The following is a 21,397-nucleotide window of genomic DNA, read 5'->3' on the forward strand; positions in this document are numbered from 1 at the left end:
TGCTAGACCCGTCTGATGCAGGACGACGAATCGCCTCTTCCCGACGAAGAACAGGAACGCGACACGCTGACGATGGGGCTCGGTTTCGACGAGCCGCCGCAGCCCAAGCCCGAACCGGCCCCCGAGCCGCCCGCACCGACGCCCGAGGCGGCGACCGCCACTGTGCCAGCGTCCTCCGACGACGCCGCCTACCAGGTACTCGCACGCAAATATCGTCCGCAGACCTTTGCCCAGCTGATCGGGCAGGACGCGATGGTCCAGACGCTGGCCAATGCGATCGAGCGCGACCGGCTGGCGCACGCCTTCCTGATGACCGGGGTGAGGGGGGTCGGCAAGACCTCGACCGCGCGGCTCATCGCCAAGGCGCTGAATTGCATCGGCCCCGACGGAAACGGCGGCCCGACCATCGATCCGTGCGGCGTGTGCGAGCCCTGCCGCGCGATCGCCGAAGGGCGCCACATCGACGTGGTCGAGATGGACGCCGCCAGCCACACCGGTGTCGACGACGTACGCGAGATCATCGAGGCGGTGCGCTACGCCTCGGTCTCGGCGCGCTACAAGATCTACATCATCGACGAAGTGCACATGCTCTCGAAAAGCGCGTTTAACGCGCTGTTGAAAACGCTCGAGGAGCCGCCCGCACACGTCAAATTCATCTTCGCGACGACCGAGGTCGACAAGGTCCCGGTCACCGTCCTCTCGCGCACCCAACGCTTCGATCTGAAGCGCATCCCGGCCGAGATGCTCGCCGACCATTTCGGAAAGGTCGCGGCCAAGGAAGGGGTCGAAGTCGAACCCGAAGCGCTCGCCATCATCGCGCGCGTCTCCGAAGGCTCAGCGCGCGACGGCCTGTCGCTGCTCGACCAGGCGATCGCGCACGGCGAGGACAAGGTCAGCGCCGATGCGGTGCGCGGGATGCTCGGGCTCGCCGACCGGCGCCGGGTCGCGGCGATCCTCGACACGCTGCTGGCGGGCGATGCCGGCGCGATGCTCGACAAGCTCGACGAAGCGCACGTGCTCGGGCTCGAACCCGCCGCGATCGTGCGCGGGCTGCTCGACCAGCTCCACGGCCTCAGCCGCGCCAAGGCCGGGGGCGAGGGCGACGTCATGCGTTCGGCCGAAGAGCGCGAAGCGGCGTCCGAACTGGCCGGAAAGCTCGGCTGGCCGCAGCTTCACGCGCTGTGGCAACTTCTGTTGAAGGCGCTCGAGGACGTGCGAACCGCGCCCGATCCGCGCGAGGCCGCCGATATGGCGCTGCTGCGCTGTATCCACGCCGCGGGCATGCCCGATCCCGGTGCGGTGATCGACGCGCTCGCCAGCGGCAAGGCGGCGCCGCAGCCGATGGGTGGCGCTGCCCCTTCGCCCGCGCCCGCGCCTGCGCCGAGCAAGGCACCGGAGGCCTCCGCGCCTGTGGAAACGCCGCCTGCCGCCCCGGCCGAACCAGAAAGCCCTGCAACCTCTGCGCCCCCGTCCGACTTCGCTGCCTTCATCAAGGCGCTCGAAGATTCCGGCCATGCGCTCGTTGCGGTGCAGCTCCACGACCATGTCGGCGTCGTCGATTACGCGCCTCCGCTGCTCAAGCTCCAGCCGCATGGGCCGCTCGGCTCGGACTTCGCGCGCGACCTCGCGACCCGCGCCAAGAACGCCACCGGCATCGCCTGGCAGGTCGAACTGGTCGACGAAGGGGGGGCGCCCTCCTTGCGCACGCAGGAGAAAATGGCGCAAGAGAAGGATGAGGCGGCCGTGATGGCCGACCCGATGGTGAAGGCCGTCACCGACGCTTTCCCCGAAACGACACTCGAGAAGATCCAGGAGCAACGCTGATGGCAGGCCCCAGCATCGAAGACATCATGGCGATGGCGCAGAAGGCGCAGGAAGACCTCGCCAAGGCACAGGACGAACTCGGCAAGATCGAGGTCGAAGGCGTCGCGGGCGGCGGTCTCGTCAAGGTCCGCGCCACTGCCAAAGGCCAGATCAACGGCATCGAGATCGACGACAGCCTGATGAACCCCGACGAGAAGGGCATGCTCGAGGATCTCATCGCCGCGGCGATCAACGACGCGCGGATGAAGGCCGACCACGCCGCCGCCGAGGAAATGAAGAAGGCGACCGCCGGCATGCCGATGCCACCCGGGATGAAATTGCCCTTCTAAGGATCCGATCTATCGAGGAGACGCGCCCCATGAGTATCGTCGGCGGCATGCAGGACTGGCCCATGAACGTGATGCGGCTGGTCGACCATGCCGAACGCGAACATGGGGACCGCGAGATCGTTTCCGCCTGGGCCGACGGCTCCACCACCCGCACCGACTGGGCGGGCGTTGCGCGCAAAGCCCGTCAGATGAGCCGCGCGCTTCGCAAGTTGGGGATCGGCAAGGGCGACCGCGTCGCGACGCTCGCGATGAACCACGAGCGACACCTCATCTCCTGGTACGGCGCGATCGGGGTGGGGGCGATCCTCCACACGATCAATCCGCGCCTGTTTCCCGAGCAGCTCGCCTATATCGTCAACCATGCCGAGGACCGCGTCCTGTTTTACGACGCCGTCTTCGCGCCGCTGATCGACGCGATGAAGAGCCAGTGGCCGACAATCGAGCATTTTGTCTGCTTCGATCCTCCCACAGGATGGGGAGGGGATCCGGGTTTCGAGCAGTGGATCGGTGGCGAGAGTGACGATTTCGCGTGGGTCGAGGCGGACGAACGCGATCCCATCGGGCTGTGTTACACGTCGGGCACGACGGGCAATCCCAAGGGCGTCCTCTACGAACATCGTGGCATGATGCTTCATGCCATGACGGGCGCGCAGCCCGACTGCTTCGACATGACGCGGCGCTCGTGCATGTTGCCGATCGTCCCGATGTTCCACGCCAACGCCTGGGGGCTTCCGTGGGGAGGGCCGATGATCGGGTGCAAGATGGTGCTGTCGGCGGACTACTCGCCGGCACGGATGGTCGAACTCTTCCGCACCGAAAGCGTCACCCATAGCGCGGGCGTCCCCACGATCTGGATCGGCATGATCCAGCATATCGAGGCGACGGGAGAAGATCTCGGCCCGCTGCGCAGGGTGGTGATCGGGGGTTCGGCGGCGCCGCGCGCGATGATCCAATGGCTGCGCCAACGCGGCATCGATGTCACCCATGCATGGGGCATGACCGAACTCGCCCCGATCGGCACGATCGGCGCCAAGCCGCCCGAGTGGGACGCGATGAGCGAGGAGCAGAAAGTCGACTGGACCACGCGACAGGGCTGTCCGCCGTTCGGGATCGAGATGCGGATCGTCGATGATGACGGTCACGAACTGGCGCGCGACGGCAAGGCCACCGGCGAATTGCAGGTGCGCGGCCCGTGGACCATCAAACGCTACTTCAAGGACGATGCGTCCGCGCTTACCCCCGATGGCTGGTTTGCCACCGGAGACGTCGCCGCGCTTCATCCCGACGGCACCATGCAGATCACCGACCGCTCCAAGGACGTGATCAAGTCAGGCGGCGAGTGGATCAGCTCGATCGAGCTGGAGAATGCCGCGGTCGGAATCGACGGCATCGCCGAGGCGGCATGCATCGGCATCTTCCATCCCAAATGGGACGAGCGCCCGCTACTGGTGTGCGTGCGCCGCGAGGGCTGCGAGATTTCCGCCGATGACGTCATCGAGGGACTGAAGGGCAAAGTCGCCAAGTGGTGGCTGCCGGACGCGGTCGAATTCGTCGACGAACTTCCCCACACGGCGGTCGGAAAGCTGTCCAAGAAGACGCTGCGAGAGCAGTTCGCGGACTATCGCTTCGAGGGCGTCGAGGAGCTTGCAGGGCGCGACTAGATTCTCAGTGCTGGAATTCCCGTCCCCGATAGGCTAACCGCCACTCGAAATTTCCATTCCAGCCCAAGGACATTCGCGACCCATGGCCGCCCAATACGCTTTCGTCATGAAGGACATGACCAAGTCCTTCCCCGGCGCGCAGAAGCCGGTTCTCGCCAATATCAACCTGCAGTTCTACCAGGGTGCCAAGATCGGCATCGTGGGTCCGAACGGCGCGGGCAAGTCGACCCTGATGAAGATCATGGCGGGGATCGACACCGAGTTTCAGGGCGAGGCCTGGCCGGGCGAGAACATCACCGTCGGTTACCTTGCGCAGGAGCCGCAACTCGACGAGAGCAAGACCGTGCTCGAGAACGTCAAGGACGGCGCGCGCGAGGTGGCCGACATGGTCGACCGCTTCAACGCGATCTCGGCTGAGATGGGCGATCCCAAGGACGACACCGACTTCGACGCGCTGATGGCCGAGATGGGCGAACTGCAGGAAAAGATCGACGCAGTCGACGGGTGGACGCTCGACAACCAGCTCGAGATCGCGATGGAAGCGCTCCGCTGCCCGCCCTCGGACAGCCCGGTGACCAACCTGTCGGGCGGTGAAAAGCGCCGCGTGGCGCTGACCCGCCTGCTCATCCAGAAGCCCGACATCCTGTTGCTCGACGAGCCGACCAACCACCTCGATGCCGAGAGCGTCGAATGGCTCGAGAACCATCTCAAGGAATATGCGGGCGCGGTGCTGATGATCACCCACGATCGCTACTTCCTCGACAATGTCGTCGGCTGGATTCTCGAACTCGATCGCGGTCGCTATTTCCCCTACGAGGGCAACTATTCGACTTATCTCGAGAAGAAGGCCAAGCGCCTCGAGCAGGAAGCGCGCGAGGAAAGCGGGCGCCAGAAGTCGCTCAGCCGCGAGCTTGAGTGGATCCGCCAGTCGCCCAAGGCGCGCCAGACCAAGTCGAAGGCGCGTATCCGCAAGTTCGAGGAGCTCCAGGACGCGCAGGCCGATCGCAAGCCCGGCAAGGCACAGATCGTCATCCAGGTCCCCGAACGCCTCGGCGGCAAGGTGATCGAGGTCGAAGGCATCTCGAAGGCTTATGGCGACAAGCTGCTGTTCGAGGACCTGTCGTTCACGCTGCCCCCGGGCGGCATCGTCGGGGTGATCGGCCCCAACGGCGCGGGCAAGTCGACCCTGTTCAAGCTGCTGACCGGCAAGGAACAACCCGACAGCGGGTCGATCTCGGTCGGCGAGACGGTGCGCCTCGGCTATGTCGACCAGTCGCGCGATGATCTCGACCCGACCAAGAATGTGTGGGAGGAGATCTCCGACGGGCTCGACTACATGCAGGTCAACGGCCACGACACGTCGACGCGCGCCTATGTCGGCGCCTTCAACTTCAAGGGGCAGGACCAGCAGAAGAATGTCGGCAAGCTGTCGGGCGGTGAGCGCAACCGCGTTCACATGGCCAAGATGCTCAAGCAGGGCGGCAACGTGCTGCTGCTCGACGAGCCGACCAACGATCTCGACGTCGAAACGCTAGGCGCGCTCGAGGACGCGATCGAGAATTTCGCTGGCTGCGCCGTGGTCATCAGCCACGACCGCTTCTTCCTCGACCGTCTCGCCACGCACATCCTCGCCTTCGAGGGCGACAGCCACGTCGAATGGTTCGAAGGCAATTTCGAGGCCTACGAGGAAGACAAGCGCCGCCGCCTCGGCGATGCGGCCGACCGTCCGACGCGTCTGGCCTACAAGAAGCTAACGCGCTGATCCGACCGGGGGCCGGGCGCTTCTTCGGCGCCCGGCGCTACCCGTCGCCGCGATCGCGTTCTTCGGATATCCGGTCGGACGCCTCGTCAATCCGGTAAAAAAGCCGGTCATGGACCGACCGTTCGATCCGCCCCGCCTCGAGCAGGGCATCGACGTCCTCGTGCGCCTGTTCGAGCTGCGCATCCGCTTCGTCGAGAAAATGCGTGCGCAGCGTATCGTCGAGCGTCGTCTTCATGTCGGGTGCGCGCTCCATCGCCGCCTCGAGCGCGCGCGTGATCGCTTCCTGGCGCGTCAGCGTCCCCGCCTCGATCTCGGGCTCGAAGGCTTCCATCTGCGCGGCGAAGACCGGGTCGGGCGAGGAGAGTGCATTGTCGAGGATGAGGTTCACGCGCGCCGTCGCATCGTCGACCGCGTCCTCGGCCTCCTGCACATATTGCTTGCTCTCGGCCGTGCTCGGGACAGGCTGTGGCCGCTCGTCATCGGAGAGCGCAAGTTCGATGCCGCCCGAATACATGGCGAGCCCCATGATGGCCGCGATCCCCGCGGCACCCATCCATCCCAGACTTTTCAGCACTATGTCCTGCCCTTGCCCTTCTTCTTTTTCTTCTTCGGCTCGGCATCCTCGACGACCTTGAGTTCGATTTCAACGATCTCGTCGCCTTCCTTCGCCGCTTCGCGCGCACGCTGGGCGGCGCGCTCGGCCGCCGCCGCCGCCTGTTCGGCCGCTTCCAGGATCGCGATCCGGACACGCTCGGCAATGCTCGAGGCGTCCTGCCGCAGGCGCGCCGCTTCGCTTCTCGCCTGATCGACCGCCTCCAGCGCTTCCTCGAGCGCGACCGCGCGCGCTTCGGCCATCGCCGCGAGCGCCTCGTCGCGCGCTTCCGCAGCGGCGGCACGGGCCTTTTCGAAATGCGACCTTGCCCGGTTCCGGGCTTCTTGCTTGTCCATCTTCAAACCTCCGGTTACCGCCTTACTGTATCAGTATGGCAATACACCCGCAAGTCGGAAGTGCGGCTCTTGCCTCGACGCGCGCGAGGGAAGACAAGGGACGACCATGATCGCATTCGTCGCACCCCTCTTCAAATGGCCTGGCGGGAACTGGTACTTCGTGCGCCTGCCCGAGGAGGCGGCGATCGAAGCGCGTTTCGAGTCGGGCGGGTTGCGTGGCGGGTTCGGCTCGATCAAAGTCGCCGCGCGCGTCGGCCTGACCGAATGGCGCACCTCGATCTTCCCCGAAAAGGAAAGCGGGAGTTTCCTGCTCCCGATGAAGGCCGCGGTCCGCCATGCCGAAAGCCTGACCGAAGGGGAGGCGGTCGACGTCCGCCTGGACGTCGCAGGCTAGTCGGCGACGACTCGCATGTCGGCAAGCGCGGTCTCGGCCGCGGCAATGGCCTCCAGCGCCTCTTCGTAATCCTCGTCGCTCAAGTCGCCCGACTCGTGCTCCCGACGCAGGTCCTCCTGCGCCTGTTCGAGCTTGCGCCTTGCGCCGCTCACCGCCGGGCCGACTTCGCGCAAGGCAATGCCGGCGTCGCCGCCGACCATGATGCGGATGCGCTCGTTCTCGCCTTGGACATCGATCCTCTCGAGCCGGCTGACTGCACGTTCGATCGCCTGCTCGTAGGCATCCTCGGCGCGGATCTCGCCGCGGCGCGTGCGATCCTCGGCGCGGTCGAATTCCTCCTCGAACGCCGCCGATATGGCCGGACCGTGCTGCGCGATCTCATGCGATACGCGCGCGATTTCCTCATGGTTGTAGAGGACGAAACCCGCGATCGCGGCCACTCCGGTCGCCCCGGCCCACAGCAATCCCTTCAACATCGCGCGCCTCCATTCGTGCGCACGACTATCGCGCTGCCCGGCGGGAAGGGTCAAGCATCGTCCTACGAACGGAGGCTCAACGGGGAAGCGTGTCTCCGGTCATCGCGGCGGTCGTGCGGGCGGCCAGGCGTTCATCGGCCTTGGGCACGCCCATCATCAGGGCCATTGCCGCACTGAACCCGGCCAACAGCGCCATGCCGCCGACCCAAGCCCGATCGTTCATGCTCATTACCCGCTCCCCGCAACACTCGATCCGGAAGCGATGGCCAGGACGGTTCCGGCTGGAAAGGGGACGGATAAGCACGGGTGAACGATTATCGTCCAGCCGAGTGCATACGAAGACGGGCCGCCCCGGCTAGAGGGCAGCCCGTCGAGATGCTCGGATAACAAATCAGTCGAGCGTCGTCGTGGTGCGATTATCTTCCTTGAATTCGTCACCCGGCTCCTTGCCGAGCATCGAAAGGGCGGCCGCCTTTAGCGTCGCGCCGGTATCGGCCTCCCAGATATCCGCCTTCTCTGTATCGAAGCGCAGCAGGACGAGGTTCGGATCGTCCTTGCCGCCTTCGAACCAGGCACCGATGATGGGATTCCACAACCGATCGATCACGGCCCGATCGTTGTCGCGCACGAGATTCCCATGGATATTGGCGAAGATGTCGTGTCCCTTCGACGCGAAGGCGGCGACCGCGCGATGCCGCTGGCCCATGCCCTGGACGAGATGCTCGCGATCGTCGGCGAAGAAATAGATTGTGCGATTGCCTTCCTCTCCGTCGACCTGTGCGGTCATCGGACGGGTGCGGCTATCCTCGACGCCTTGCAGGCCGAGCATGATGAAAGGGCTCGAACCGAGCTCCTTCCAGAATTTTTTCTCAAGTTCCCGAGCGACTTCGGCGTCGCTTTTCTCATTCTTGAAGAACATGAACGCGTCTCCTTCCTTTGGCCCATCAACGGGCGGGGAAGGAGCAACGTTGCTCGCTCCGTCGACGCGGGAGCGGCAATTCAGCGCAAACGGCGCACTTTCACGACATTGTCGCCGTTCGCCTTTACCTCGTACTGGTCGAGCGCCTTGATCATGTCCTTGAGGCTGCGAAACCCGTAGTTGCGCACCGAGAAACTCGAGATCTGCGTCGCGCGCTGGCCAAGTTCGGACAATGTCGTGAAATTGTCCTCGTCGCGGGTCGAGGCGCGGAAGGCATCGCCGAGCACCTTGAGCAATTCCTCGTCGACCTTCTTGCCGCCGGTCTTGTCGTCGCTCGACCGCTCGGAAAGTTTCGAGACGTCGAAGAAGCGATTGCAGGCAGTCTTGAAGCTGATCGGCGCCTTGGCCGTGCCGAACCCGTAGACGGGCAGGCCCTGCTGACGGATGCGAAGGACGAGCGGCTGGAAGTCGCTGTCGCTCGACATGATGCCGAACCCGTCGACATTGCCGGCGTGCAGCAGGTCCATCGCCTCGATCACCATCAGCATGTCGGTCACCGACTTGCCCTTCACGATATCGAATTGCTGGACGGGAAAGATCGAGTAGTCGCCGCGCCGGTCGACCCAGCCCTTGAGCGCGGGCTTGCGCCAGTTGGCGTAGGCGCGGCGAATGTTGATCGTGCCGAGCTCGCCGAGCACCAGCAGCACCTCGTCGAGATGGTCGGGGCTGGCATTGTCCGCATCGATCAGGAGCGCGATGTTGCGCGCTTGCGGGTCAGGGTCGTTACGGCTGCTCATCGTTCATTCATTCCCATTCGTCTCACATAGCGAATGGGCGCGGGAACGAAACCGCTTTCTCGCACGTCCCTCCATTCGCACCACCCAACCCCTATGGGAGAAGTAAGCATGAAGAAACTGGCACTGACCGCGGTCCTGGCGACCGGACTTTCGCTGACGGCCTGCGCGAGCGACCGTTATGGCTATGGCGACCCCTATCGCAGCACGCAGACCGAGCGCGCAGCCAAGGGCGCGGCGATCGGCGCGGCTGCCGGCGCGGTGGCCGGTGCGGTGATCCCGGGCGTGTCGACCGTCGAAGGCGCTGTCGCTGGCGCCGTGCTCGGCGGCGTCGCGGGCGCGGTCATCAAGGGCAAGCAATATTATCGCGATACGCGCGGCTACTGCTACTATGTCGATAGCAACGGCAATCCGGTCTACGACTACGAAGTGACCTGCTAAGCGCAGGCGCCATGCTCAGACGGGGCGGAAGGTGTCTTCCGCCTCGTCGAGCAGATAAAGCTGTCCCTCGCTGATCGAGAAGTGACAGCCCAGCACCTTCAACGTTCCCGCTTCCTCGCGTTCGCGCACGAACGGGAAACTCCTCAGATTCTCGACCGACTTGCGGATCGCCGCTTCCTCGAGCAGGCGCGCAGCCTCCTCGTCGCGTCCGTGCTGCTCGGCAATATCGCCGGCGAGCGCGTCGACCTGTTCCATCCAGCGATGCACGAACCCGCCTTCGCCAGGCGCCGCATCGTGGAAGCAGCCCGTCAACGCGGCCATGATCCCGCCGCACTTCTCGTGCCCCATGACGATGATCTCGGGCACCTTGAGCTGGGTCACGGCGAATTCCAGCGCGGCCGAGACGCCATGACGTCCGCCATTGGCCTCGAACGGCGGCACGAGGTTGGCGACGTTGCGCACGACGAACATCTCGCCCGGATCGGTATCGAAGATGGTCGCAGGGTCGACCCGGCTGTCCGAGCAGGCGATAATGATCGCGCGCGGCGCCTGGCCTTCCGCGAGCCGCTTCCAGCTCTGTTCGGCGCCTGCGACCTTCTTGTCGCGAAAGCGGCGATACCCCTCGAGCAGATTGCCGAAACCCTTCATTCGACGTCTCCCTGTTTGTCGCCGCGCTAGGCAGGCGCACTGCAAATGGCAAGCGCAACCGTCTCCGCCGTTCGTCGAGCGTACCTTGACGCCCCTCATGGGGAGGCAGACAATCTGCGCCACGAAGGAGGAATTGCCATGTCCAACTTTCGTTTCCTGCTGGTCACCGCGCCGTTCGCGCTGACTGCCGCCTGCGCGACTACCGAGACCCAGACCGCCTCGACGGGCCCAAACCTCGAGACCGTGTTCGTCGAGACAGTGCCCGCGGGCGTCACCGCGACGAGCTACTGGGGCGATCGGTGCGTCACGCCCTGCAATCTCAGGCTGTCCTCGTCGAAGGGCGGGGTGATCACGCTCGAGAAACAGGGCTATGCGGTCGAACAGCGCTTCGTGACGAGCGGGCTCGGCCATTATTCGCGCCCGCCGCGCATGTTCGGAAGCTACGGACCGCTGGTCGTCGAACCGCAACCCGATCCCGGCGATGCGATGATCCAGTATCGCTACTGGCTGGGCCAGCCCGAAGGACCGTTCAGCTCGCTCGACGTGCATCGCGTGCTGGTCGAGATGACACCCGCCTGACGCGGGGGTCACAAGCCTTGAGAAGACGCATGCGCCCCGCTATGGCGCGCGCATGAACGCACCCGTTACCCCGCCGACCGGCACGCCCAAGCAGCGCAAGCCGGACTGGATCCGCGTCAAGGCGCCCGTCTCGAAGGGCTATTCCGAAACGCGCAAGCTGATGCGCGACCTGGGCCTCGCGACGGTGTGCGAGGAAGCGGCCTGTCCCAATATCGGCGAGTGCTGGACCAAGAAGCACGCGACGGTGATGATCCTGGGCGATACGTGCACGCGTGCCTGCGCCTTCTGCAACGTCAAGACGGGCATGCCGCGCGCGGTCGACCCCAAGGAGCCCGAGCATGTCGCGACCGCGGCGGCCGAGATGGGGCTTGAACACATCGTCATCACCAGCGTCGATCGCGACGACCTGCCCGATGGCGGCGCGGACCAGTTCGTCAAGGTGATCGAGCAGCTGCGCGACAAGACGCCCGACACGACGATCGAGATTCTCACCCCCGATTTCCGCAACAAGCACGAGGCGGCGATCGAGAAGATCGTCGCCGCGCGACCCGACGTGTTCAATCACAACCTCGAAACCGTCCCGCGCCTCTACCCGACGGTGCGCCCGGGCGCGCGCTATTACGCCTCGCTGCGCCTGCTCGAGACGGTCAAGAAGCTCGATCCCACCATCTTCACAAAGTCGGGAATCATGGTCGGGCTGGGCGAGGAGCGGCTCGAAGTCCACCAGGTGATGGACGACATGCGCTCGGCCGACATCGATTTCCTGACCATGGGCCAGTATCTCCAGCCCACGCCCAAGCATCACGTGGTCAAGGATTTCGTCACTCCCAAGGCGTTCGACGCCTACGCCTCGATCGCGCGGGCCAAGGGCTTCCTGCTGGTCGCCGCCTCGCCATTGACGCGCTCGAGCTATCACGCCGGCGACGACTTCAAGAAGATGCAGGACGCGCGCGCCAAGAAGGTGGCGCGGGCCGGGGGCGCTCGCTGATGCCGCGTCACAGCGAGACGAAGCATCTTCCCTACACGCCTGAACAATTGTTCGACCTCGTCGCGGACGTCGCCCGCTACGACGAGTTCCTGCCCTGGGTGAGCGCGGTGCGCGTGCGTTCGAACAGCGAGACCGAGATGCTTGCCGACCTCGTCGTCGGCTTCAACGCCTTCAAGGAGCGCTTCACCAGCCGCGTAACCAAGAAGCGGCCGCACGAGATCACGGTCGAATATGTCGAAGGGCCCTTGAAGTATTTGAAAAACGACTGGAAGTTCGAGCCTGCCGAGGGCGGGACCGACGTCCATTTCTGCGTCGACTTCGCGTTCAAGAGCCGGATTTTCGAAAGTCTTGCAGGCTCGATGTTCGATCGTGCGCTCCGCCGAATGACCAACGCCTTCGAACAGCGCGCTGCCGAGCTTTACGGCAGCAGCAAGTCGAGCGCCGCCAGCGCGGCCTGAAGCCGCACCGAGGCGCGGCCCGCCGACGCATCGAACAGTTCGCGCCGCGACGTCACGCCGCGAGCATCGGCACATGCGAACCACACCGTCCCGACCGGCTTTTCCGCGCTTCCGCCGCTGGGACCCGCAATTCCCGTGATGGACACCGCCACATCGGCGCCCGAGCGCTCGCGCGCTCCTGACGCCATCGCTTCGGCGACCTCGCTGCTGACCGCGCCATGGCTCTCGAGGAGGGCAGGGGGGACACCCAGCATCGCCACCTTGGCGTCGTTGGAATAGGTCACCGCGCCCGACAGCAGTACGTCGGACGAGCCCGGGATCTCGGTGAGCGCAGCGGCGACCAGCCCACCCGTACAGCTTTCCGCGGTGGCGACGGTTCGCTCCGCCTCGCGGTTGGTCGCCACGACTGCCGCCGCCTTGTCGGCGAGGATCGGGGGAAGGAGCTGGCTCATGCGGGCATCCGTACGTTGGCGACCGCCTGGCAGGCGATGCCCTCGCGCCGTCCGGTAAAGCCGAGTTTCTCGGTCGTGGTCGCCTTGACGCTGACCTCTCCCGCCGACAGCCCGAGGATGCGTGCGATATTGGCCTGCATGGCCTCGCGATGCGGTCCGACCTTGGGCGCCTCGCAGATCAGCGTCGCATCGACATGATCGACCATGCCACCCTTGTTGCGTACGAGGCTCGCGGCATGGGCGAGGAAGGTCTCGCTATCCGCGCCCTTCCATTTGGGATCGGACGGCGGAAAATGCTGGCCGATGTCGCCGAGCGCCGCCGCGCCCAGCAAGGCATCGGTGATGGCGTGCAAGAGAACGTCCGCATCGCTATGACCCGAAAGGCCTTTTTCGTGCGGCACCGCCACCCCGCCGAGCATCACGGGCCCGTCGCCCGCGAAGCCGTGGACGTCGAAGCCCATGCCGGTGCGAGGGATCATCGTCGCGGCCAGCCGCTGCTGCGCCGCCGCGAAATCCTCCGCGCTCGTCAATTTGTCGAGCATCCTGTCTCCCTCGACCAGTGTCACCTCGCCGCCGAACGCGCGTACCACCTGCGCCTCGTCGGTCGGCTCTTCGCCCGTCCAGGCGTCGTAGGCGCGGCGCAGCACGTCCGCGCGAAAGGCCTGCGGCGTCTGGATGCGCACGATCTCGCTTCGATCGACCGTGCCGCCCAACGTTTCGCCATGACGTCGGGCGAGCGTGTCGACCGAGACAAGGGCAGGGGTCGCGCCCGCCGCTTCGTCGAGCGCCGCGACCAGTGCATCCACGACGTGCGACGGGCAAAAGGGGCGCGCCGCGTCGTGGATCATCACGTGCTCGGCCGAGACCGCAGCCAACCCGTTGCGAACGCTCTGCGATCGGGTCGCGCCGCCGACAATGAAATCGCCGACATCGCGGTCGCCCAGCGCGTCGCGCGCCATGACCTCTTGCCCCGCACCGATCACCACGCGCACGGCCTCCACCAGCGGATGTGACGCCAATACGTCGACCGCGTGCGCGAGCACCGCCTTTCCGGCGAGCGAGCGATACTGTTTGGGGGTCTCGCCGCCCATGCGCGAGCCTTGGCCGGCAGCGACGATCAGGGCGGTCACGGGGCGTGTCATCGCCCTTGCCTCTAGCCTGCCTATTCATTGCACTGAAAGCGCTTTTTCCCTAAGGGCGCGGCCCATGAGCCGCATCAAGCCCATCAAGATCGGTCCGATCACGATCGAGGACCCCGTCATCCTTGCCCCGATGACGGGCGTGACCGACGTGCCGTTCCGCAAGATCGTCAAGCGCTACGGCTGCGGTCTCACGGTCAGCGAAATGATCGCGAGCGAGGCGATGATCCGCGAGACCAAGCAGTCGATCCAGAAGGCGACTTGGGACCCGAGCGAGGAGCCGGTGTCGCTCCAGCTGGCCGGGTGCGAGCCCGAGCGCATGGCCGAGGCCGCCAAGCTCAACGAGGACAAGGGCGCCGCGATCATCGACATCAACATGGGCTGCCCCGTAAAGAAGGTCGTCAACGGCTATGCCGGTAGCTCGCTGATGCGCGACCTGCCGCTCGCGGCCAGCCTGATCGAGGCGACGGTCAAGGCGGTCAGCGTGCCGGTCACGGTCAAGATGCGCATGGGCTGGTGCCACGACAGCCTGAACGCTCCCGAACTTGCGCGCATCGCCGAGGACCTGGGCGCGCAGATGATCACCGTCCACGGTCGCACCCGCAACCAGATGTACAAGGGCAGCGCCGACTGGGCGTTCATCGCGAAGGTCAAGGAAGCGACCTCGCTGCCGGTCATCGCCAATGGCGACATCAACAGCGTCGAGGACGCGCATGCAGCGCTCGACCAGTCGGGCGCGGACGGGGTGATGGTCGGACGCGGCGCCTATGGCAAGCCGTGGCTGCTCGGCCAGGTCATCGCCAATCTCAAAGGCGAGGGCGACAGGCCCGACCCGTCGATGGACGAGCAGCTCGACGTCATCCTCGAACAATATGACGCCATGCAGGCGCTCTACGGGCGGATGACGGGGGTCAATCTCGCGCGCAAGCATATCGGCTGGTACACCAAGGGGCTCGATGGCTCTGCCGACTTCCGCAACCGCGTAAATCAGGAAGACGACCCCGAGACGGTCAGGGCGATGCTGCGCGACTTCTATCGCCCATGGCTGGCCCGGGACGCAGCCTGAGCCGCGGCGTCGGCGCGCACCGCAACAGGTGTGTTTTTTGTGCAACGCTTCCGTGCTAGGGCATTTGCCGCATGGACGCTTCCTCGACCGATTCTGACGCTCTCGTCGCTGTCGCGAACGAAGACGATGCGCGCCTCGACAAACGGTTGAGAATCGCAACCTGGGTTGCCGGGCTGCTGCTCGCGGTGACCCTGGCCTATTCGGCCGACCTTCTCCTTCACGAACACGAACCCGGCCAGCTCGTGACGCCGCCGATGATCGCGTTGCTGATGGTTGCCAACCTGCTGCCGGCGATCGCGTTGATGGTGCTGTTGTCGCGCAAGATCGCCCACGCGAGGGCACGCCGCGAAGGGGTGGGGACGGGCAAGCTCCACACGCGCCTCGTCGCCTTGTTCTCGGTGATCGCGGCGGTCCCGACCGTGGTAGTCGCGATCTTCGCCTCGCTGCTGATCCAGTCGGGGCTCGAATTCTGGTTCTCCGAACGCGCGCGCTCGATGCTCGAAAATTCGGTCGAGCTGGCCGAGAGCACCTATCGCAACGAGCTGTTCCTCGTGTCGGACGAAGTCACGACGATGGCGGGCGACCTGTCGGGTTACCTCCAGGAAATCCCTGTCGACAGCCCGCAATTCGGCGAAGGCCTGTCGTTCCAGACCTACCAGCGCGCGCTCAACGAGACGGCGGTCCTCACCATCGACGAAGAGGGGGAAATCCGTACTTTCGCGGCCGCCAACATCTATGACGGCATGCTATCGCCCGAAGCGATTCTTCCCGCGGCCAAGGACCTCGAAGGCGGCGATGCAGTCGGCGTCGAGGCGGAAGGGCGCATTGCGGTGCTCACCCAGCTGCCCGGGGTCGAGAACGGCTATGTCTATGGCGCGCGGATCATCGACAGCGAAATCCAGGCGCAGATCGACCGCGCCGACGACGTGCTCGCGACCTACCGCTCGCTGCTCGCCAAGTCGCGCACCAACCAGCTCCAGTTCAATGCCGCCCTGTTCTTCGGGGCGATCCTGATCGTCGCGCTCGCCATCGCCGCTGCGCTCAAGCTCGCCGATCGTCTCGCCCGGCCCGTCGGCGAACTGGTCGAGGCGGCGGGCCGCGTGGAGGAAGGCGACTTCTCCGCGCGCGTGGCCGAATTGGGCGGGACGGACGAAATCGCCACGCTCGCCACCGCCTTCAACCGGATGACAGGACGGATCGAGGAACAGACGGGGGCGCTGCTGGCCGCGAACAGCCAGCTCGATACCCGCCGCGCCTTCATCGAGGCGGTTCTGTCCTCGGTCACCGCAGGAGTCATCGCGCTCGACGCGGAAGATCGCATCCTCCTCACCAACCGCTCTGCGGCCACCCTCCTCGGCGGCAGCGCGGAAGAGCTAGAAGGGCGCGACCTGACCGCGACCAGCCCCGAGCTCGACGAGTTCATGGAAGGCGATGCGCAGGAGGCCAACGTGACGCTGCCGTCGGAGACCGGGCCGCGCACGCTGGCGGTCAAGCGAGTGCGCTATGCCGACGGCGCCGTGCTGACCTTCGACGACATCACCGACCAGCTGTCCGACCAGCGCCGCGCGGCCTGGTCCGACATCGCGCGCCGCATCGCGCACGAGATCAAGAATCCGCTGACCCCGATCCAGCTCGCCGCCGAGCGGCTTCAACGCCGCTATGGCGACCAGGTGGGGGACGAAACGTTCGGGAGACTGACCGACACGATCGTGCGCCAGGTCGGCGACCTGCGGCGCATGGTCGACGAATTCTCCAACTTCGCGCGCATGCCCAAGCCGGTGTTCCGCGAGGAGAATATCCAGGACATCGCGCGCGCCGCGCTTTTCCTCCACGAGGTCGCGCATCCCGGCGTCACCTTCACGATCGATCCCGCGCACGGCGACATCCGCCTCGTATGCGATCGCCGCCAGATGGCGCAGGCGCTGACCAACATCGTCAAGAACGCGGTCGAGGCGATCGAGGGGCGTCGCAAGAAAGGCGAGGCGCATCCCGACGGGGATCGTGTCGACATCGCGATCGAGCGGCCGGAAGGCGATGTGGTCATCAACGTGATGGATACCGGCGTCGGCCTACCCGAGGATCGCCAGCGGCTGACCGAGCCCTACATGACCACGCGTGTGCGCGGTACGGGGCTCGGATTGGCGATCGTCAAGAAGATCGTCGAGGAACATCTGGGCGACATCGCCTTTTTGGACAGGGCAGGGGGCGGCACGCACGTCCGCATCCACCTGCCCGCAGACCGGCTGGCAGAACTCGCCACCGAATCCCCGCAGGCCCCCGCCGCACGCCGCGGCGAGGACGATGAATATGACGAGATAGACGAGGATCCTGCCTGATGCCCCTTGAAGTGCTGGTCGTCGACGACGAAGCCGATATTCGCGAACTGGTCTCGGGCGTGCTCGAGGACGAAGGCTATAGCGTGCGCACGGCCGGCGACAGCAGCGGGGCCCTCGACGCGATCGAACAGCGTCGCCCGCAACTCGCCCTGCTCGACGTATGGTTGCAGGGCTCGAAGCTCGACGGGCTCCAGCTGCTCGAGGAGATCAAGCGGCGCGACGCGACGCTGCCGTGCATCATGATCTCGGGTCACGGCAATCTCGATACCGCGGTAGCGGCCGTGCGCGCCGGTGCGGTCGATTTCATCGAAAAGCCGTTCGAGGCCGAGAAATTGCTCCACCTCGTGGCGCGCGCGACCGAAACCGACCGGTTGCGGCGAGAGAACGAGAAATTGAAGGCCCAGGCGGGCCACGAGGAACAGCTCGAGGGCACGTCCGCGGCAATCAACCAGGTGCGCGCCACGCTCAAGCGGGTCGCGCCGACCGGAAGCCGAGTGATGATCACCGGTCCCGCCGGTGTCGGCAAGGAAATCGCGGCCCGCATGATCCACCAGTGGAGCCCGCGCGCACAGGCCCCGTTCGTCACCGTCTCCTCGGCGATGATGGAACCCGAACGGGTCGAGGAGGAACTGTTCGGAATCGAGGCGGACGGCGTGGCACGGCCGGGCCTGCTCGAGCAGGCGCATGGCGGGACACTGTTCCTCGACGAGATCGCGGACATGCCGCAGACCACGCAGGCCAAGATCCTGCGCGTGCTGACCGACCAGAGCTATACGCGCGTCGGCGGGCAGCGCCCGGTCAAGGTCGACGTGCGCGTCCTTTCGGCCACCTCTCGCGACCTAGCCGAAGAGATCGAGGCAGGCCGCTTTCGCGAAGACCTGTTCTACCGCCTCAACGTCGTGCCGGTGAACATCCCGCCGCTGGCCGAACGGCGCGAGGACATCCCCGTGCTGGTCGACCATTTCCTCGCCCGCTACGCCGCCGATCGCCGCATCGGGGTTCCTTCGATCAGCGACGAGGCGCTTGCCGCGCTGCAGGCGCACGAATGGCCGGGCAACGTGCGCCAGCTGAGGAACATCATCGAGCGGACCATGATCCTGACGCCAGGCGACCGCGCCAGCTGCATCGAAATCGACCTCCTGCCGCCCGAAATCACGGAATCGGGTGGGTCGAGCAGCGCCACCAGTCAGGTCGCGATGATGGGCAGTCCGCTGCGCGAGGCCCGCGAGAATTTCGAACGCGAGTATCTCAAAATCCAGATCCGGCGCTTCTCCGGCAATATCAGCCGTACCGCCGCCTTCATCGGGATGGAGCGCTCTGCACTACACCGCAAGCTGAAGGCGCTCGGGATCACCGACAAACGCGCCGACGAGAATTAAGACTTCCTTGCAATGCCGAGCGACAAGCCTCTAGATATCCAGAATATTTTCCTGAATGAGTGTCGGAAAGAAGGAACTTCCGTCACGCTTTTCCTGCTCAAGGGCATCAGGCTGCAGGGGCGCATTGCGGGGTTCGACCCGTTCGCCGTGCTCGTCAAGCGGCAGGGCGAGGAGCAACTCGTCTACAAACACGCCATCTCGACGATCCAAGGGCGACTGGACGGCCCCATCCCCGAGCCATCCGGGGAGGGGGAGGGACTGCAGGACAGTTTCCTTTCGCGGCTCGACGGCGGTGCCGTCTCGCTGTTTCTCACCAACGGGGTGCGGCTCCACGGCAGGATGATGGCCCATGACCGATACTGCCTGCTGATCGAGGAAGCGCCGGGTCGCATCCAGCTGGTCTACAAGCACGCCATGTCGACGCTCGAAGGCGCCTGAGACGATGGCAGTGTTCAACCGCGACGACGAGGGCGCAGGTGGATCGCGCGCGCTGATCGTGGTGCCGGACATCGCGGGGAGCGCGCAATCGCGGTCGAACGAGGCTCGGATCGAGGAAGCCGTCGGGCTGGCGGCGGCGATCGGGATCGAGGTGTCAGCAACGATGACGTTTCGCGTTCGCCAGGTGCGTCCGGCGACCCTGCTGGGCGGCGGCCAGGTCGACGAAGTGGCGCAGACCGCCGACGCCGAAGACGTCGAGCTGGTCATCGTCGATGCGGGACTGACGCCGGTCCAGCAGAAGACGCTCGAGGAACGCACCGGTCGCAAGGTGATCGACCGGACGGGGCTGATCCTCGAGATTTTCGGCGAGCGTGCCGCGACGGCGGAAGGGCGCCTGCAGGTCGAGCTCGCGCATCTGGACTACCAGGCCGGGCGACTGGTGCGCAGCTGGACCCACCTCGAGCGCCAGCGCGGCGGGTTCGGCTTTCTCGGCGGTCCGGGCGAAACGCAGATCGAGGCCGATCGCCGCATGATCCGAGACCGCATGGCCAAGATCCGCCGCGAGCTCGAGCAGGTGAAGAAGACCCGCGCGCTCCACCGCGACCGTCGCCAGCGCGCGCCGTGGCCGGTGGTGGCACTGGTAGGGTATACCAATGCGGGAAAGTCGACCCTGTTCAACCGGCTCGCGGGTGCGGGCGTGATGGCCGAGGACCTTTTGTTCGCGACGCTCGACCCGACCATGCGCCAGATCCGCATTCCGGGGCACGACAAGGTGATCCTGTCCGACACGGTCGGCTTCGTCTCCGACCTTCCGACCCAGCTGGTGGCCGCCTTCCGTGCGACGCTGGAAGAAGTCGAGAGCGCCGATCTCATCCTTCACGTCCGCGACATCGCGCACGAGGACTCCGAGGCGCAGCGCGAGGACGTCGGGGACGTGCTTGCCGAGTTGGGACTCGACGCCGAGAACGGGCCGCCACAGCTCGAAGTGTGGAACAAGATCGACCTCCTCCACGGCGACGAGCGCCGCGCCGTACTGGGCGAGGCGGCGCGGCGCGACGACGTCGCCGTGGTCAGCGCGATCAGCGGGGAGGGGGTCGACGAGTTGAAGGCGGCCATCGGCGACTGGCTCGCGCCCGAAACCAACGTCCACGAGATCGACCTCGATGCGGGCGACGGCGCGCGGTTGAGCTGGCTTCACCAGCGCGGCAAGGTGATGGAGCAGGTGGTCGACGGCGACAGGCTGCGCCTGAAGGTCGAGCTCAGCCCCGACAATTGGGCGCGCTATCAAGCGCTATGAGTGGCTTTCTCGCGCTGCCAGAGTTCTTCCTGTTGCTCGAGGCTCATGTCGGTGAAGCCCGGCGCCTGCTCGATGGCGCGAAAGCGCGCCTCGAACTTGCGATTGGCCTTGCGTAGCGCCTCTTCCGCATCGACCTTGAGAAAGCGTGCGAAGTTGACGACTGCGAACAGCAGGTCGCCGACCTCTTCCTCGCGCTCGTCGTGGGTGGCGGCGCGGTCGATCTCGTCCAGTTCCTCGGCGATCTTGTCCTTGGGGCCATCGATGGTCGGCCAGTCGAACCCGGTGCGCGCGGCGCGTTTCTGCAGTTTCTGCGCGCGTTCGAGTGCGGGCAGGGCAAGCGCGACACCTGAAAGGGCGCTGGGATCGGGGTCCGCGGCCCGCTCGGCTGCCTTGATCTCTTCCCACAGGTAATGCCCGCCATGCTCCGCGTCGCCGAAGATATGCGGGTGACGGCGCTCCATCTTGTCGCAGATACGCGCGAACACGTCGTCGAGCGTGAAATGGCCCGCTTCCTCGGCCATCGTCGCGTGAAACACGACCTGGAGCTGGAGATCGCCCAGCTCGTCGGCGAGGCCCGCCATGTCCTTGCGATGGATGGCGTCGGCAACCTCGTAGGCTTCCTCGATCGTGTAAGGCGCGATGGTCTCGAACGACTGGACGCTGTCCCATTCGCACCCGGTTTCGGGGTCGCGCAGGCGGCGCATGATCTCGACAAGGCGATTGAGGCTCACTGACGTCTCCATGGCTGGCAGCAACGCGATGCCATGATCTGCGCGAGCCTGCCAAGCCTTCAGTCCGTGCCGCGCTCCAGATTTCGTTCGATCGCGCGCAAAGCGTCATAGGAGCGAAAGGCGATGATCAGGCGCTCGAAAAACAGGCGCACGATCAATGGCCCCAGCAAAAGCGGGAAGGGCCACGTCCAGTTGCCGAGCTTGTACAGCACCCAGGCGCCATAAAGACAGCCTGCAATGCCAGCCCAGAGAAGGATTTGCGTGACCGCGGGTGCGATCATCCGCCTGAAGGTGAGATATTCGAGCAAGGGCGCCATGGACTTCTCCCGTGTCGTGAG

Annotated in this window: 25 protein-coding genes; 14 read left to right on the forward strand and 11 right to left on the reverse strand. The window is 65.6% G+C overall.

Features of this window, described 5'->3' with window-relative positions:
• The first annotated feature begins 15 nt into the window (after nucleotides 1–15).
• The 4 genes from NNY25_RS07590 to ettA all read left to right on the forward strand — a co-directional run bounded on the left by NNY25_RS07590 (nucleotide 16) and on the right by ettA (nucleotide 5,576).
• Nucleotides 16–1,824 (forward strand): DNA polymerase III subunit gamma/tau, encoded by a 1,809-nt coding sequence (locus NNY25_RS07590; protein WP_265570739.1) that lies wholly within the window; start codon nucleotides 16–18, stop codon nucleotides 1,822–1,824.
• Nucleotides 1,824–2,153 (forward strand): YbaB/EbfC family nucleoid-associated protein, encoded by a 330-nt coding sequence (locus tag NNY25_RS07595; protein WP_265570740.1) that lies wholly within the window; start codon nucleotides 1,824–1,826, stop codon nucleotides 2,151–2,153. Before NNY25_RS07590 ends, NNY25_RS07595 begins: the two co-directional genes overlap by 1 nt.
• Before the next feature lie 29 nt (nucleotides 2,154–2,182).
• Nucleotides 2,183–3,814 carry a long-chain fatty acid--CoA ligase gene (locus NNY25_RS07600; RefSeq protein ID WP_265570741.1) on the forward strand — a complete coding sequence of 544 codons (1,632 nt, stop codon included), beginning with the start codon at nucleotides 2,183–2,185 and terminating at the stop codon, nucleotides 3,812–3,814.
• A gap of 82 nt (nucleotides 3,815–3,896) precedes the next feature.
• On the forward strand, nucleotides 3,897–5,576 hold the full coding sequence (ettA, locus tag NNY25_RS07605) for an energy-dependent translational throttle protein EttA (protein ID WP_265570742.1): 1,680 nt from the start codon (nucleotides 3,897–3,899) through the stop codon (nucleotides 5,574–5,576).
• A gap of 37 nt (nucleotides 5,577–5,613) precedes the next feature.
• Here ettA and NNY25_RS07610 read toward each other — a convergent pair whose 3' ends face one another.
• Together NNY25_RS07610 and NNY25_RS07615 are read right to left on the reverse strand one after the other, a co-directional pair.
• On the reverse strand, nucleotides 5,614–6,150 hold the full coding sequence (locus NNY25_RS07610) for a hypothetical protein (protein ID WP_265570743.1): 537 nt from the start codon (nucleotides 6,148–6,150) through the stop codon (nucleotides 5,614–5,616).
• The gene (locus NNY25_RS07615; RefSeq protein WP_265570744.1) at nucleotides 6,150–6,524 is read right to left on the reverse strand and encodes a hypothetical protein; all 375 of its coding nucleotides are present in this window, start codon (nucleotides 6,522–6,524) and stop codon (nucleotides 6,150–6,152) included. Before NNY25_RS07615 ends, NNY25_RS07610 begins: the two co-directional genes overlap by 1 nt.
• A gap of 106 nt (nucleotides 6,525–6,630) precedes the next feature.
• Here NNY25_RS07615 and NNY25_RS07620 point away from each other — a divergent pair, with 106 nt between their 5' ends.
• Nucleotides 6,631–6,918: a DUF1905 domain-containing protein gene (locus tag NNY25_RS07620; RefSeq protein ID WP_265570745.1), complete on the forward strand. Its 288-nt coding sequence runs from the start codon at nucleotides 6,631–6,633 to the stop codon at nucleotides 6,916–6,918.
• Here NNY25_RS07620 and NNY25_RS07625 read toward each other — a convergent pair.
• The 4 genes from NNY25_RS07625 to NNY25_RS07640 all read right to left on the reverse strand — a co-directional run bounded on the left by NNY25_RS07625 (nucleotide 6,915) and on the right by NNY25_RS07640 (nucleotide 9,110).
• Nucleotides 6,915–7,394, reverse strand: coding sequence for a hypothetical protein (locus tag NNY25_RS07625; RefSeq protein WP_265570746.1), 480 nt, complete (start codon nucleotides 7,392–7,394; stop codon nucleotides 6,915–6,917). The two genes, NNY25_RS07620 and NNY25_RS07625, sit on opposite strands and share 4 nt — an antisense overlap.
• 76 nt (nucleotides 7,395–7,470) lie before the next feature.
• Nucleotides 7,471–7,623, reverse strand: coding sequence for a hypothetical protein (locus NNY25_RS07630; protein ID WP_265570747.1), 153 nt, complete (start codon nucleotides 7,621–7,623; stop codon nucleotides 7,471–7,473).
• Between the two features lie 162 nt (nucleotides 7,624–7,785).
• Nucleotides 7,786–8,313 (reverse strand): pyridoxamine 5'-phosphate oxidase family protein, encoded by a 528-nt coding sequence (locus NNY25_RS07635; protein WP_265570748.1) that lies wholly within the window; start codon nucleotides 8,311–8,313, stop codon nucleotides 7,786–7,788.
• A gap of 80 nt (nucleotides 8,314–8,393) precedes the next feature.
• Nucleotides 8,394–9,110, reverse strand: coding sequence for an NYN domain-containing protein (locus NNY25_RS07640; RefSeq protein ID WP_265570749.1), 717 nt, complete (start codon nucleotides 9,108–9,110; stop codon nucleotides 8,394–8,396).
• A gap of 108 nt (nucleotides 9,111–9,218) precedes the next feature.
• On the opposite strand from NNY25_RS07640, the gene NNY25_RS07645 reads away from it, so the two are divergent.
• The gene (locus NNY25_RS07645) at nucleotides 9,219–9,548 is read left to right on the forward strand and encodes a YMGG-like glycine zipper-containing protein (RefSeq protein WP_265570750.1); all 330 of its coding nucleotides are present in this window, start codon (nucleotides 9,219–9,221) and stop codon (nucleotides 9,546–9,548) included.
• A 15-nt stretch (nucleotides 9,549–9,563) separates the two neighbouring features.
• Here NNY25_RS07645 and NNY25_RS07650 read toward each other — a convergent pair whose 3' ends face one another.
• Nucleotides 9,564–10,196, reverse strand: a complete 633-nt coding sequence (locus tag NNY25_RS07650) for a carbonic anhydrase (protein ID WP_265570751.1) — start codon at nucleotides 10,194–10,196, stop codon at nucleotides 9,564–9,566.
• 138 nt (nucleotides 10,197–10,334) lie between these two features.
• Between NNY25_RS07650 and NNY25_RS07655 the strand changes: the two genes are divergently transcribed.
• From NNY25_RS07655 to NNY25_RS07665, 3 genes are read left to right on the forward strand one after another with little or no spacing between them, the layout of a single operon-like run.
• Complete coding sequence (locus NNY25_RS07655) at nucleotides 10,335–10,775, forward strand: hypothetical protein (protein WP_265570752.1); 441 nt, start codon at nucleotides 10,335–10,337, stop codon at nucleotides 10,773–10,775.
• 52 nt (nucleotides 10,776–10,827) lie between these two features.
• Nucleotides 10,828–11,763 carry a lipoyl synthase gene (gene lipA / locus NNY25_RS07660; protein ID WP_265570753.1) on the forward strand — a complete coding sequence of 312 codons (936 nt, stop codon included), beginning with the start codon at nucleotides 10,828–10,830 and terminating at the stop codon, nucleotides 11,761–11,763.
• Nucleotides 11,763–12,221, forward strand: coding sequence for a type II toxin-antitoxin system RatA family toxin (locus NNY25_RS07665; protein ID WP_265570754.1), 459 nt, complete (start codon nucleotides 11,763–11,765; stop codon nucleotides 12,219–12,221). The genes lipA and NNY25_RS07665 overlap by 1 nt, the downstream gene beginning before the upstream one ends.
• Here the strand turns inward: NNY25_RS07665 and NNY25_RS07670 are convergent.
• Nucleotides 12,182–12,673, reverse strand: a complete 492-nt coding sequence (locus NNY25_RS07670) for a CinA family protein (RefSeq protein ID WP_265570755.1) — start codon at nucleotides 12,671–12,673, stop codon at nucleotides 12,182–12,184. The two genes, NNY25_RS07665 and NNY25_RS07670, sit on opposite strands and share 40 nt — an antisense overlap.
• Nucleotides 12,670–13,815, reverse strand: coding sequence for a bifunctional 2-C-methyl-D-erythritol 4-phosphate cytidylyltransferase/2-C-methyl-D-erythritol 2,4-cyclodiphosphate synthase (locus NNY25_RS07675; protein WP_265570756.1), 1,146 nt, complete (start codon nucleotides 13,813–13,815; stop codon nucleotides 12,670–12,672). Before NNY25_RS07675 ends, NNY25_RS07670 begins: the two co-directional genes overlap by 4 nt.
• Nucleotides 13,816–13,879: 64 nt before the next feature.
• Between NNY25_RS07675 and dusB the strand changes: the two genes are divergently transcribed.
• The 5 genes from dusB (at nucleotide 13,880) to hflX (ending at nucleotide 20,328) form a co-directional block, all read left to right on the forward strand.
• A complete protein-coding gene (gene dusB, locus NNY25_RS07680) occupies nucleotides 13,880–14,878 on the forward strand; it encodes a tRNA dihydrouridine synthase DusB (RefSeq protein ID WP_265570757.1) in 999 nt (332 codons plus the stop codon).
• A gap of 146 nt (nucleotides 14,879–15,024) precedes the next feature.
• Nucleotides 15,025–17,214, forward strand: a complete 2,190-nt coding sequence (locus tag NNY25_RS07685) for a sensor histidine kinase NtrY-like (protein ID WP_265570758.1) — start codon at nucleotides 15,025–15,027, stop codon at nucleotides 17,212–17,214.
• A complete protein-coding gene (gene ntrX / locus NNY25_RS07690; protein WP_265570759.1) occupies nucleotides 17,214–18,593 on the forward strand; it encodes a nitrogen assimilation response regulator NtrX in 1,380 nt (459 codons plus the stop codon). Before NNY25_RS07685 ends, ntrX begins: the two co-directional genes overlap by 1 nt.
• A gap of 12 nt (nucleotides 18,594–18,605) precedes the next feature.
• Entirely contained in the window at nucleotides 18,606–19,031 is a 426-nt protein-coding gene (gene hfq / locus NNY25_RS07695; protein ID WP_265570760.1) for an RNA chaperone Hfq, read from the forward strand.
• 4 nt (nucleotides 19,032–19,035) lie between these two features.
• Nucleotides 19,036–20,328 carry a GTPase HflX gene (gene hflX, locus NNY25_RS07700; RefSeq protein WP_265570761.1) on the forward strand — a complete coding sequence of 431 codons (1,293 nt, stop codon included), beginning with the start codon at nucleotides 19,036–19,038 and terminating at the stop codon, nucleotides 20,326–20,328.
• On the opposite strand, the gene mazG is transcribed toward hflX, so the two are convergent.
• Entirely contained in the window at nucleotides 20,316–21,071 is a 756-nt protein-coding gene (mazG, locus tag NNY25_RS07705; RefSeq protein WP_420854325.1) for a nucleoside triphosphate pyrophosphohydrolase, read from the reverse strand. The genes hflX and mazG overlap by 13 nt on opposite strands.
• A 47-nt stretch (nucleotides 21,072–21,118) precedes the next feature.
• Entirely contained in the window at nucleotides 21,119–21,376 is a 258-nt protein-coding gene (locus tag NNY25_RS07710) for a hypothetical protein (protein WP_265570763.1), read from the reverse strand.
• Between the last annotated feature and the right edge of the window lie 21 nt (nucleotides 21,377–21,397).

The organism is Sphingomicrobium nitratireducens (assembly GCF_026157035.1).
Taxonomy (GTDB): domain Bacteria; phylum Pseudomonadota; class Alphaproteobacteria; order Sphingomonadales; family Sphingomonadaceae; genus Sphingomicrobium; species Sphingomicrobium nitratireducens.